Here is an 11,638-nt window from a genome sequence, read left to right as displayed (position 1 = left end):
GCTGCGCAGGCTCGGGTGCTGCGGCACGCGTGGGCGGTGACCATCGCCGAGGCGCAGGGCGGGCGGTGGCCCGCCGTAGTGGCGGTCCTCGACGGGGAATCGGCGCCGAGGCTCACGCGCGCTCTGGTCCTGGGTGCGATCACGCTGGCGACGCAGCACCTGACCGTAGTGCACGGCGCCGGTCGGGCACTGGCCGAAGCGGTCGAGAAGATTCCGGACCGTCCCCGGCGCACCCGGCTCAAGCACGCACTCCGGGAATAGCACGCTGGTCATCGGGAATCGCGCGCAGATAAACCGGGCGACCCAGCCACCAGTTGCCTGACGCGTCGGGGTCGCTGCTGGTCCAGTACTCGATCATCGCACCGGTGAACTGCGCGCGGGGCAGATAGCCGTCATGGTCGGCGTCCAGGTGGTCGAAGGCCTCGTCGAGCGCGGTGTGGGTCAGTTCGGGGAAGTGGCCGTGCTGGAACGCCCAGAACTCGTCGCGGTCCAGTCGGCCATCCCGGTCATGGTCGGCCAGGACGAAGAAGGTCTCGGCGAGGGCGCCGAGGGTCGCCTTGCAGGCGGCCGGGTCACCGGCGGCCAGTTCACGCATGGCGCGAGTGAACTCCCGCCTGGTCAGGCCACGTGACCCGGCGGGCACGCGCGGCAGGTGCACGGTGCGCCAGACGTTCAGGTACGCCTCGATCATCCTGGCCTCGTCGGCGGAGCCCAGCGCATGCCCGATCGCAGCGGCGGCGCGCCGACCCATCGCCACGTGCGTCGGGCCGTCGAGGACGCCGCCACTGCGCGCGGTGAGCTGGTCGAAACCGTATTCGATCTTCGCGGTGAGCAGGTCCGTCAGCAATAGGAGACCTCCCCTGCATCGGGGACGAGCAGGCCGTTCTGGCCTTGATTTCATGCCATTGTGCCACGTCGTTACCTAACGTCTCCTGAACGTTAATGTACGCAACGGGGTTCATGACACGCGGCAGATGAAGTAAGACGACGCTCAACGTACAAGACGCAAGACCCTAGGAGCCACGGGCGACGAGCGGACAGGCGCAGCGAGCCAACCTTCACCGCACCAGCAGGATGTACGCGCGGGACGCGCCAACCGGACGCTCTAGCGGGACGCCTCGGTCTCCCGCTCCTCGTCGTCCTCGTCCTCAGAGTCGTCTTCCTCGGAGTCGTCCTCCTCCTCGAACTCCTCTTCGTCCTCGACGTCCTCGTCTTCTTCCTCGTCCTCAAGTTCCTCGTCGTCGACGACGTCGACCCGGTAGAGCAGGCGCTCGACGTCCGCCTCGGAGAACGGGTCGTCGTGCCAGCCGCCCAGTGCCTCGGGGTCGGCGGCGACGACCCACAGCGTGGCTTCGGCGGCCTCCAGGCCGATCTCCTCCGCGCGGTAGGTGATCTCGTCGACGTCGAACGCGTCGAACAGTTCGGCCACGGCGGCACGGCTGTCGCCGGGCTCGGCGTCGAAGTCCTCACCCGCGTTGCGCGCGGCGGTGGCCAGGGCCTCGGGGTCGGAGATCACGTAGTCGCGGCGGATGAACACCGAGAACGCCTCGACCTGCTCGGGTCCGGCATAGCCCGGGGCGGGCTCGGCGGGCACCTCGAACGGGGTGACCTCGTCGTGCACGGTGTACAGCAGTTCGTCGTACTCCTCGGCGGCCGCGGCGAGGGCGTCGAAAGCTTCGAGCACGGCCGGGTCCAGTTCGTCGACCCTGGACTCGACGGCCGCCAGATGCCGGTCGATCGCGGCCTTGAGCGCCTCGGCCCCCGCTCGAACCTGGGCGGCTGTCGGCTGGGTGCCATTGAGGCTGGGCGCGGCTGACGGCGTCGTCTCGGACATGGGGACGACGGTATCGGAGTTGGGCCCTGGTTGGCACGTGCGTTCCGTCCGGCGACGCGGCGTTTGGCCGAATGTCATCCGGATGCTGCGTAACGCGCCATCGGGCACCACCTGACCAGATGTCCGATAGCCGCGCGCCGTCGTTCGCAGGCCGCCGGATCCAGAGCGGCCACAGCGCCGCCATGGCACCGCACCCCCGGCGCTGGGCCGGTCGAATCAGGCGATTAGGCTGCTTCCAGCACTCGTCACAGCCCACCCGTTTTCCCCACAGAGGTACCGATGATGGCAGCCACCACGCCCACCAAGCGCTCGCCGCTCGTCAACGCCTATGTGGCCTTCGCCTGGGCCACGGGTGTCGCCATGGTCCTCCTCGTGTTCGTGGGGATGCCGCTCAAGTACTGGGCGAACTCGGGCGAGCTGGACAAGATCGTCGGTATGACGCACGGCATGGGCCTGTACCCGATCTACGTGATCCTGTCGATCGCCACCGCCTTCGTCTACCGGCTTTCGATCCCGCACATGGCGCTGATGGCGCTCGCGGGCCTCGTCCCGGGGCTCTCGCCGTACGTTGCCGGGCGCACGCTCAAGCACATCGACGCCAAGCAGGCCGCCCGGATTCCGGCTCAGGCTCAGGCGGTGGACGAGCCGATCTCGCGCTGACGCGCCGCGCCGCCGCTTTCATCGCTTTCAGCCTCGGCCTCGGCCTCGGCGGGCATGCCGTACAGCTCGCGCCGCCAATAGAGCAGGTACCAGCCCACGGTGACCACGGCGAAGAAGCACCATTGGAACGCGTAGCCGATGTTCAGCAGATCCCAGCTGGTCCCGTGTGGTGGCAGCGGCGCGGCGATCACCGTGAGGCCACCTGAGGTCGACGCGGCGTCCGTGGCGGTGAGGTATCCGTCAGGCAGCTGGTACGGCCACAGGTTCACCAGTTGCGCGGCGGAGATTACGCCGACCTCGTGCGGACCGATCGCCGAGGCGTCCGGAGCGTAGGTCTGCACGATTCCGTTCTGGTTGACCGAGCCGCTCGCCGACTCCGACTCAGCCACCCATCCGATCGCGGTGACCCGACCGCTCGGCGGCGCCGGGATGGCAGGCTGCGCTCCCCCGGTCGCCGGGAGCCAGCCGCGGTTGACCGCGATGGCTTCGCCAGGGCCGGTCACCAGGGGCGTGATCACGTAGTAGCCGGGGCGCCCGTTCAGCGACCGGCCCGGCACAAGCAGCTGTCGCGAGGCGTCGTACGTTCCGGCGGCCTCGGCGGCGTGCCCGACCTTCGAGCCGTCAACGCCGTCCGCGGTTACGAGCTGTTTGGCCGGTTCAGGAGTGCGCCACGCCGTCAGCTGCGCCTGACTAAGCGGGACGATCTTGTGCCCGACGTCCCACTGCCAGCGGCCAAGCAGCAGAAAGGCGACCACGAGCACCACGATCCCGAAGTGCGCGGCGATCCAGCGCGGCGAGATGAGGTCGTCGCGGGTCAGCCGTGGGGTGGACGCGGTCGTGGACACGTCTGCCAGTATCCGTCCGCTCCCCCAATGCGCGGGCACCGGGGTCGGGACGGCGTCGGGCCCAAGACAGCAGCAGCCTGCCGAACGGCGGCCCGGCATGACGGCACATCCCATGAGCCGGAAGTACAGACAGCTTCAAGCGAGGATTAAATGCGGCCGGTCGATCTGATCAATTAGGCGACTACCTGCCCGTTCGCAAACGCCACCAGCATCTGGTCTAGTCCTATTGGACTAGACCTATCTTGACAACGCCGAACGGGGCCGATACACCGTTGATGTTGTTGCACTTCCGGTGGACGGCGCGTCCGTCGGATCCGGTGATCCGTGCGGGGCCGCGTTTCAGGGTTCCGCGCCCGCGGGTCGCCGACCGTCCCTCCACGGCCGTGTGGCCGGAACCATGACGGCGCTTCTGGTTCCGGTTCTGCCACGCGAGACCGCTGCGGCGCGAGGGCGACCGACCGAATTCTCGTTTCGGAGGACTCACGCATGCACTCCTTCCTTGCCCGGCGCGGGCTCGTCAGCGCCACCGCCATGGCCGCGCTCATGGCCGGAATCTGGGGCCTGAGCTCGCACGTCCCGGCGGCCGCCGACGAGACGCAGACCTCTGCCGTCAGCTCGGGGCCCGCCTCGTTCAGCCAGGCGGTGCCCTCGGGCCAGCCGTCGCAGTACAACACCCCGCTCGAACGCTGCTCCAACGGCGTGAACTACCCGCTCAGTGGACCCAACCCGATCCTGAGCGAACCGCTGACCACGGCCTTCACCAGCAACCTGCCGCTGTCCGAGTACGTGACGTTCACCGGCGACCAGTGGTACGGGAGCTGGCAGTTCGTGTTCACCAACACCTCGCAGCAGGCGTTCTCGGTCGACTGCGCGGTGCTCATCTTCCGTGCTCCGTCCGGCTCGGACGACCACTCCTACGGCAACTCCTCCCCCTACGGCCACCCGCAGGAGGACTACCTTGAGGTGCCGCGCGGCGACGGCACGTCGATGTACATCGCACGACTCGGCTTTCACGACGTGCCCTACGTGCAGCGCGAGGTGCAGCCCGGTGGCACCTTCACGTACACCTTCGGCGGCGCTCCGGGAGGCGGGCTCACGCTGGAGCAGATCCGCGACTCGCTGCGGTTCACCGGCGATCTGAACCTGAGCGCCAACCAGTCGATGGTCGTGCACTACGGCACCAACCGACTGACCAACTGACATCCGGTTGATTCACTGCGCCGCCGGGACACGATGCGTCCCGTCCCGGCGGCGCGGTTCACGGCTCTCGGGCGAGGTTCCCCATGAAGACGTTGACTAGAGTTGCGCCAGCAGTCATCGCCGCAGTGTTGGCGGCAGGCTGTGCGGTAGGTCCGGCGGCCGGGATCAAAGCTGGAACTCGGACTGAGTCCAGGCCCGGGGCAGCGTCTCCCAGCCCGGATCCCCACCAAGCGCGAGCCGTCGCCGACCACGAATTCGGCCTTCTGTCAGGTGGCGGCTGGGGCGCGGCTTGGGATCTGTGGACGGCATCAGCGCAGCACACGGTCAGCCGAGCAGACTTCGTGCGGGTCGATTCGGCGTGCAAGTCGTGGCTCGGACAGCCCTTCACCGTCGAAGAGGTCGGGTGGCCGAACACCGGACACTTCACGGTGAGGTGGGCGCACGCCGGCACCTCCGGTACCAGCGCAGTGCTTTTCGAGGGCGGCGCGTGGCGTTTCCAGCCGGATCCGGCGACGCTCGCGATCTACGCCTCGGGCGTGGCGGCAGCGCTGGCCGCGTTGCACGAGCAGCAAGCGTGCCGCTCGTGAACCCGCCGCCGCTGACAGGCACCTTTCCAGTCCGCCGGATTCCGGCCGCGCGACATGTGCTGAACGCTTTCTCAGCCCTCGTTCTCGCGCTGCTCGCCGTGATCTACGCGGCGGGGCCGGCGCACGCACACGCCGATCTTGTCCGCTCCGATCCGACGGCGGGCAGCATCGTCAGGCGCGAGCCGAACCAGGTGACCCTCTATTTCTCGGAGAAGGTCACGACGCGGCTCGGAACCACGGTGCGCGTGGTCGGACCGGACGGCCGGGAACTCGCGGGCACGCACGGGAGTTCGATCCCCGCAGGCGCAGGCACCGCCGACGCTCTCGCCGTGCCGCTGCTCCAGGATCCTGCGCAGGGCACGTTCGCAATAGTCTGGCATGTGGTCGCCGCCGATGACGGGCACGCGACCGAGGGCGTCGTCATGTTCAGCGTCGGACGCCCGAGTCCCGTGTCCGCGGGCGCGAACGCGGCACGAGTTGCGGACAGACCCGATCGTGTTGTCGGTGTGATCCAAGACGCTGCGGTCTGGCTCGCCTTCCTCAGCTACGCGCTCATCGTCGGCGACCTCACGCTGCGCGTCGTTGCGAGGTTTGCCGGTCGACCGCCGCCACGCGGCGCGATTCCGGGCGCGCCAGGCTGGCTGATTCTCGCGGCGGCCACGCTCACGCAGTACCTCGTGTACGGCCCCTACATTTCCGGCGGCTCCTTGCGACAAGGGTTCAGCAGGTCCCTGATCAGCGGCACGCTCGGCACGCGGACCGGTCACGCCCTCGGGTTCCGCATCGTGCTGCTCGTGCTGTTGGCGATCAGCGGCGACTGGCTGCTGAGCTGGATCAGCAGCGCGCGCAGCCGGATCGGCCCCACCGCCCTGACCGCAGTCGTCGCGGTCGGCTTGGCGGTCACCTGGAGCGCGACCAGCCACGCGGCCAACGGTTCGTCGAGCACTGTCGCGTTGGCTGCCACGACGCTGCACGTCGTCGCCATGGGAGTCTGGCTCGGCGGGCTCATCAGTCTGCTGGGGACGCTGCGCGGCGAACCGGACGCTTCGCTCGCCCGGGCATTCTCGAACGTCGCGTTGGCAGCGGTCGCGCTCCTCGCGGCGACCGGCGTCTATCAAGCGTGGCGCGAGATCGGCGATTTCGATGCGCTGGCCTCAACTGGATACGGCCGCTTGTTGCTCGCGAAAGTGAGCACGCTGGCCGTGATCCTCTTGGTAGCCGCCAAGTCGAGGACGGCCGCGCGCAGGGAGGCAGAAAGCCACGACGTCCGCGCTCTTCGCCGAAGCGTCATCTTGGAAGCAGTCGGAATAGCTGTGCTCCTGCTGCTGACCACAGTTCTGATCGGTACCGCGCCGCCGCATGCTGCTGCGTAGGCACCCACGGCCGCAATCGCACGCAAGACGGCCAGAGATCCGGAGATTTGTCTCTCCAGACCCCTGAGCCGGAAGTGAGAAATGGATTGAACCGCTGCTTCACCGCTTGGGAGTCGTTGCGGCAGCGTAGGCAGGAAGGCGCCTCGGCGGTTACGGAGTAGTTACGGAGTAGTTACGGAGTGTAGAGCTCGGCGCTGGCCACCGGGCCGGAGGTGTGCGTGTGGTTGTAGTTCGTTCCGCCGGCCATCAGGACCTGTCCGTTGGTCAGGAGAGTCGCGGTCTGCCCCTCACGGACGGGGTGTGGGATTGCCCCGCCGACCGAGGGTGGTCCCGGATGCGCGCCACCAATCGCATGACACGCTCCCTCTCCGTCCGCATCCGGGCTGCCCGTCCCGCCGCCGACGGCAGCGCTGCACGAAGCGAGCGCGACAATGCCGTCTCAGCACTCGTGGACACGAGTCCACCTGCCCGGCGGTTCACCCGCGCTGGCGAACAGGAGGAGAACGATTAGCAGGGTTCTTCCTCAGCGCGGCATCCGTCTTGCGATGGGCTGACAGTCCATCACCGATCGTGAGACGACGCGCCGGGGATGACCGTCGCCTCGTCGCCGAAGCAACAAGGGGCTCGGGTGCGAGACCATGCGCCGCTTGATCACGATGGGACACGCTGTCCTCGTCGGGGTACGCAGCATCCAGCGCAAGCACGCTACCGCCGCCGAGCTCAGCACCGACAGCCCCACCGGCGCCTTCCACGACACCACTCGGGAACTACCCCGGTAACGGGGCTCGCCCCGCACTGGATGTCCGCGCGATGACCTTCAGCGATGCCGTCGGTATTCCACTGAGAGGACCCCGTTGCTGAGCGTCGTGCTGGAGACCAGGTCGAGCTGCCCGTACTTGCCGACGTTGTCGAACAGCCGGGGCCCTCACCCGCCACGTAGGGGATCAGGTCCAGGTAGAACACGTCGATCAGGTCCAGCCGCATGAGCGACTGCCAGAAGCTGATGCCGCCGTAGACCACGATGTGACCGTCGCCGTCCCGCCGGAGCCTGTCAATCTCCTGCGCCGTGTCGCCAGCGGCGATCGTGGTGTTGGCCCAATCAGCGCTCTTCAGCGTGCGTGAGAACACGACCTTGCGCGCCGCGTTGAACAGATCGGCCCACGGGTGGCCGGTCTGCGTGCCGCCCGGAGCGAAGTGCGCGCACATGTTCTCGTAGGAATGCCGGCCCATGATCAGCGCGTGCGCGCGCCGGCACAGTTCGCCTGTCGCATCAAGCTGCGACTCGTCGGGCGGCAGGTGGTTCACACCGGCCGGAACATCCGGATCGATGCCGCTCATACAGAAGTCGAAGTACTCGGTGCCGTTCTGGGCGTTCACCCCGTCGAGCGAGATGTTGAACGCGCGCACCACCAGCTTGCGCATCTGAGGACTCCTTGGCCAAGAGGATTCCGCACGAGCATGACAAGGCCCGACAACACAGGACTCTACAAGCTTGTCATGCTTTGCGGCCGACTCCGCCATCCTGGTCGACCTCGACGATCTCGCCGATGTCGATGGCGTCGGGTCGCCAGCGCGGAATCGGGACGACGCCGGGTTCGACGAGTTCGAGACCCTCGTAGAAGCCTGCGATCTCCTCGGGGCTGCGCAGATTGTACGGCACGCCGCCGCCCTTTGCGTACTGCCGGATCGCCTCTATGTAGGCCTCGTTGGTGGCAGTACCGTCGCACTGGGCCAGGTAACTGCCGGATGGCAGGGCGTCCAGCAGTTGATGCAGGATCGAACGCGCCTGCGTGTAGTCGCCGATGTGCCCCAGGACGCCCATCATGATCAGTGCGATGGGTTCGCTGAAGTCCAACGTCTTGGCGGCCTCGGCCACGATCGCGTCCGGCGTGCGCAAGTCGGCGTCGATGTAGTCGGTGACGCCTTCGGGCGAGCTGGTGAGCAGGGCCCTGGCGTGCACCAGTACCAGGGGATCGTTGTCCACGTAGACGATCTTCGACTCGGGGGCGATTCGCTGGGCGATCTGGTGAGTGTTGTCCATCGTGGGCAGGCCGGTGCCGACATCAAGGAACTGCCGGATGCCTGCCTCACCGGCGAGGTACCGCACGGCCCTGGTCAGGAAGCCGCGCACCGCGCGCGCCTTGTCACGCTGCTCGGGATAGACCGCGAGGAAGCGGTCGCCTGCTTCGCGGTCGACAGGATAGTTGTCCTTGCCGCCGAGCCAGTAGTTCCAGATCCGCGCGGAGTGCGGCACGGTCGTATCGATCTTCGGCCCAGAGCCCGGGGCAGCGGGCGTGTCACCGATCATAGGTGCTCCCTCATACATGACAGACACGATCAGATCGCTGCGTCACACGTTTGGGCGCGATATCGGCTCGTCGGGTCCCGTCATGTGGTGCTCGATACCGGAAATTATAGGTCGCGCCGAACGCTCGGATCAGGGATCGGACTCGCCTGGTGTGTTCGCACGAGCACAAGCACGAGGGTGCCAGCGCCGGCCCGTGAACCCTACGAGTCCTTGACCATGTCGCGCAGGAAGTCAGTGGTCTCCACGGCCGACAGGGCCTCCACGCTCAGCCGGTCGATGACCATGGTGTAGTTGTCGAGGTCCTCACGCTTGTCCAGATAGGTAGCGCTGGTCAGCTGTTCGAGGTAGACGATGTCAGGCAGGGCGGGCTCGGTGAACCGCAGGATGGTGAATGGACCGCCTGCCGCTGCATGGCCGCCTCGATCGAACGGGGCCACCTGGATGGTCACATTCGGTAGTTTGGACACTTCCAGCAGATGCTCGATCTGGGCGCGCATCACCACGCGGCCGCCCAGCGACCGATGCAGCACGGCCTCGTCGACCACCACCCAGATCGTCGGCGGCTGCGGGCGGCGCAGCAGCTCGGCCCGGGTCGTGCGCAGCCGGACCCTGCGGGTGATCTCCTCGTCGTCGCACTGCGGATGGCCGAGCCGGATCACCGCGCGGGCGTAGTCCTCGGTTTGCAGCAGGCCGGGGATGAACTGGACCTCGTAGCCGCGGATGACCGAAGCGGCCTCCTCCAGGCCGACGTAGACCTCGAACCAGTCCGGAACCAGATCCGCGAACGAATGCCACCAACCGTGCGAGTTGGCCTGCGCCATGAGAGTGAAGAACCAGTCGCGTTCGGCCGGGTCGCGTACGCCGTAGAGGGTGAGCAGGTCGGCGATGTCGAGTTGCTTGAAGCTGACCTGCCCCAGCTCAAGGCGGCTGATCTTGGCATGGGACCCGCGGATCGCCTTTCCCGCGGCCTCCCGGGAGATTCCGGCAGCCAGACGCAGACGGCGCAACTGCGCACCCAACAGGATCCGCAGCACGGTCGGACCGCTGCTCGTGGAGGTCGCGATCTGCCTGAGCGGTGAGTTGTCAGCCGCCGCCGCTGCCGCCGCGTTCACCGGTTCCCCCGAACGGGGCCGAGAAAAACACACGATACTGATGACGCCGATGAGTGAGCCCTGACCGACATACGCCCACTCCTTTCAGAAAATGCGGACTCCGGCCAGATCAGGCTAGCGCGCACGACGGTAGATCGCTCGATGCGGGCACCGTAATCAGGGGCGAATTTCGTCAACGGTATCCACCCGGCCGCCGACCGAGTCGATCAGATCGTCGAACTGCCCGCTCTTGACTCCACACACGAACGCCGCCATCTCCGCCGGCGTGTACAGCAGGACCGTGCCACGCGGGTCGCGAGAGTTGCGCATGGCTACGCCAGCGCCGGGCACCGCGGCCAGTTCGACGCAGTTGCCGTTCGGATTGCTGTATGAGCTCTTACGCCACCGCAGGTTCCTGATCCGTCCACCGATCGCATCGCTTCCGGTCTGACTCATCGCGAAGCTCCTTTCGTGACGCGATGGCGCTCTGAAGGCTCTTACCAGAGTCTCGCAAGAACATTCGTGCTTGCAAGCGTGTTTGCGAACTTGCTTGCAATCGTGTTTGCAGATGTGCTTGCACGCAGCCCGTTGTTCAGCCAGGATGGGCGTGCCGGATCACCCGATCGAAGGACTACTGGTGGTACTCGCGATGACCCGATCCGCACGGCGCCCCCAAGCCGACGCCTATGCCGCCTCGACCAGCGGCGATCCGGGATCGCAGACCATCACCGACGACGGGCCGTCCGTGTGCGAATGCGCCCTGGCCGCTATCCCCGACGCGGCCAGGGCCGCCCGCCGGTTCACTCGCAACACCCTGCACCAGTGGGGACTCGACGACCTGATCGACGATGCCATCCTCGTCGTGTCGGAACTGGTCACCAACGCCGTGGTACACGGCGCGACCGACTCGTTCGAAGACGACGGTGCCGGTGCCAGTGCCGTCATCAGCCTCAACCTCGACCTCGGCGCCAACGAACTGCCGATACTGTTGCAACTGGTGAATCAGACGACATCCGTCATGTGCATCGTCCACGACACAGCCGGCGCACCACCGCACATCAAAGACGGCGACGCCCTCGCCGAAACCTGCCGGGGCCTACGCATCGTCGCCGAACTCTCATCCGCGTGGGGATGGACTCCGTCCGGGCCGCACAGCAAATTCGTCTGGGCCGTACTCAACGCAACACGCCAACCAGTCGACGCATATGTCCTCGATGACACCATCCCCGCATCACCACACTGGGATCGCACGCCACAGCCCGCGCCGGGTCCTCAGGACAGCACCAGCCGACCCAGTCGGCGCGAAACCACCACGAGCCCGGCCATGCCGAGCACGGCAAGGTAGAACACCCGGCCGAGCCAGGCCGACCCGGCTACGCCTAGCATCAGACCTCTAATGATCTCGATGCCCTGGTAGCGCCACAGGGCGCACTCGACGAACATCTGGAGCCAGCGAGGGTAGATCCCGAGCGGGAAGAACGTCGTGAAGAACAGGAACATCGGCATCATCACCAACGCCACCCACTCAAATCCCGCCACCAAGACATGCCCGAAGACGTGCCAAAGTTCATCGCGTTCAGGCCCGCGCGTCACGCTCGCGCAGCTCAGGTAGGGCGCGAGCAAGGGCCGGGAAGTCGTTGTCCACGTGCAAGACGGTCAGATCGTGGTGGACCGCGGTCGCAGCCACCAGCAGATCGATCACGCCGGGTCTGCGGTGCTGGGAGTGCCCGGTCAGCTCAT

General features: G+C 67.0%; 14 protein-coding genes and 1 pseudogene. 6 read left to right on the top strand and 9 right to left on the bottom strand.

Features of this window, described 5'->3' with window-relative positions; translation table 11 throughout:
- Window positions 1-261, top strand: a pseudogene (locus VGS97_RS14030) (exodeoxyribonuclease V); the annotation flags it as partial.
- Here the strand turns inward: VGS97_RS14030 and VGS97_RS14025 are convergent.
- Entirely contained in the window at window positions 239-847 is a 609-nt protein-coding gene (locus VGS97_RS14025) for an EF-hand domain-containing protein (protein WP_326853897.1), read from the bottom strand. The pseudogene VGS97_RS14030 and the gene VGS97_RS14025 sit on opposite strands and share 23 nt — an antisense overlap.
- Before the next feature lie 258 nt (window positions 848-1,105).
- The gene (locus VGS97_RS14020) at window positions 1,106-1,834 is read right to left on the bottom strand and encodes a hypothetical protein (protein ID WP_326853896.1); all 729 of its coding nucleotides are present in this window, start codon (window positions 1,832-1,834) and stop codon (window positions 1,106-1,108) included.
- A gap of 282 nt (window positions 1,835-2,116) precedes the next feature.
- On the opposite strand from VGS97_RS14020, the gene VGS97_RS14015 reads away from it, so the two are divergent.
- Entirely contained in the window at window positions 2,117-2,494 is a 378-nt protein-coding gene (locus VGS97_RS14015; protein WP_326853895.1) for a DUF3817 domain-containing protein, read from the top strand.
- Here VGS97_RS14015 and VGS97_RS14010 read toward each other — a convergent pair.
- Window positions 2,464-3,339 (bottom strand): SURF1 family protein, encoded by an 876-nt coding sequence (locus VGS97_RS14010; RefSeq protein ID WP_326853894.1) that lies wholly within the window; start codon window positions 3,337-3,339, stop codon window positions 2,464-2,466. The genes VGS97_RS14015 and VGS97_RS14010 overlap by 31 nt on opposite strands.
- A 486-nt stretch (window positions 3,340-3,825) precedes the next feature.
- Between VGS97_RS14010 and VGS97_RS14005 the strand changes: the two genes are divergently transcribed.
- From VGS97_RS14005 to VGS97_RS13995, 3 genes are all read left to right on the top strand, one after another.
- Window positions 3,826-4,539, top strand: a complete 714-nt coding sequence (locus VGS97_RS14005; RefSeq protein ID WP_326853893.1) for a hypothetical protein — start codon at window positions 3,826-3,828, stop codon at window positions 4,537-4,539.
- 341 nt (window positions 4,540-4,880) lie between these two features.
- Window positions 4,881-5,126 carry a hypothetical protein gene (locus VGS97_RS14000; RefSeq protein ID WP_326853891.1) on the top strand — a complete coding sequence of 82 codons (246 nt, stop codon included), beginning with the start codon at window positions 4,881-4,883 and terminating at the stop codon, window positions 5,124-5,126.
- 56 nt (window positions 5,127-5,182) lie between these two features.
- Window positions 5,183-6,499, top strand: a complete 1,317-nt coding sequence (locus VGS97_RS13995) for a copper resistance CopC/CopD family protein (protein WP_326853890.1) — start codon at window positions 5,183-5,185, stop codon at window positions 6,497-6,499.
- Between the two features lie 720 nt (window positions 6,500-7,219).
- Here the strand turns inward: VGS97_RS13995 and VGS97_RS13990 are convergent.
- From VGS97_RS13990 to VGS97_RS13975, 4 genes are all read right to left on the bottom strand, one after another.
- A complete protein-coding gene (locus tag VGS97_RS13990) occupies window positions 7,220-7,921 on the bottom strand; it encodes a dihydrofolate reductase family protein (RefSeq protein ID WP_326853889.1) in 702 nt (233 codons plus the stop codon).
- 73 nt (window positions 7,922-7,994) lie between these two features.
- Window positions 7,995-8,807 (bottom strand): SAM-dependent methyltransferase, encoded by an 813-nt coding sequence (locus tag VGS97_RS13985; RefSeq protein WP_326853887.1) that lies wholly within the window; start codon window positions 8,805-8,807, stop codon window positions 7,995-7,997.
- A gap of 200 nt (window positions 8,808-9,007) precedes the next feature.
- Window positions 9,008-9,919, bottom strand: coding sequence for a helix-turn-helix domain-containing protein (locus VGS97_RS13980; RefSeq protein ID WP_326853885.1), 912 nt, complete (start codon window positions 9,917-9,919; stop codon window positions 9,008-9,010).
- A 156-nt stretch (window positions 9,920-10,075) separates the two neighbouring features.
- Window positions 10,076-10,354, bottom strand: coding sequence for a DUF397 domain-containing protein (locus tag VGS97_RS13975; RefSeq protein ID WP_326853884.1), 279 nt, complete (start codon window positions 10,352-10,354; stop codon window positions 10,076-10,078).
- A gap of 181 nt (window positions 10,355-10,535) precedes the next feature.
- On the opposite strand from VGS97_RS13975, the gene VGS97_RS13970 reads away from it, so the two are divergent.
- The gene (locus VGS97_RS13970; RefSeq protein WP_326853883.1) at window positions 10,536-11,243 is read left to right on the top strand and encodes an ATP-binding protein; all 708 of its coding nucleotides are present in this window, start codon (window positions 10,536-10,538) and stop codon (window positions 11,241-11,243) included.
- On the opposite strand, the gene VGS97_RS13965 is transcribed toward VGS97_RS13970, so the two are convergent.
- Entirely contained in the window at window positions 11,171-11,419 is a 249-nt protein-coding gene (locus VGS97_RS13965) for a hypothetical protein (protein ID WP_326853882.1), read from the bottom strand. The two genes, VGS97_RS13970 and VGS97_RS13965, sit on opposite strands and share 73 nt — an antisense overlap.
- Before the next feature lie 55 nt (window positions 11,420-11,474).
- Window positions 11,475-11,638 (bottom strand): PIN domain-containing protein (locus tag VGS97_RS29580; RefSeq protein ID WP_349262128.1); only part of this gene is annotated, 164 nt, incomplete at its 5' end.

The organism is Actinocrinis sp., assembly GCF_035946395.1.
Lineage (GTDB): Bacteria > Actinomycetota > Actinomycetes > Streptomycetales > Catenulisporaceae > Actinocrinis.
This window is presented reverse-complemented; position numbering and strand designations above follow the sequence as displayed.

What these genes read in the sequence shown, in the direction of transcription:
- VGS97_RS14015 (WP_326853895.1), top strand. Translation starts at nt 2,117, where the DNA reads ATGGCAGCCACCACGCCCACCAAGCGCTCGCCGCTCGTCAACGCCTAT.
- VGS97_RS14020 (WP_326853896.1), bottom strand. Translation starts at nt 1,834, where the DNA reads ATGTCCGAGACGACGCCGTCAGCCGCGCCCAGCCTCAATGGCACCCAG.
- VGS97_RS13975 (WP_326853884.1), bottom strand. Translation starts at nt 10,354, where the DNA reads ATGAGTCAGACCGGAAGCGATGCGATCGGTGGACGGATCAGGAACCTG.
- VGS97_RS14005 (WP_326853893.1), top strand. Translation starts at nt 3,826, where the DNA reads ATGCACTCCTTCCTTGCCCGGCGCGGGCTCGTCAGCGCCACCGCCATG.
- VGS97_RS13985 (WP_326853887.1), bottom strand. Translation starts at nt 8,807, where the DNA reads ATGATCGGTGACACGCCCGCTGCCCCGGGCTCTGGGCCGAAGATCGAT.
- VGS97_RS13990 (WP_326853889.1), bottom strand. Translation starts at nt 7,921, where the DNA reads ATGCGCAAGCTGGTGGTGCGCGCGTTCAACATCTCGCTCGACGGGGTG.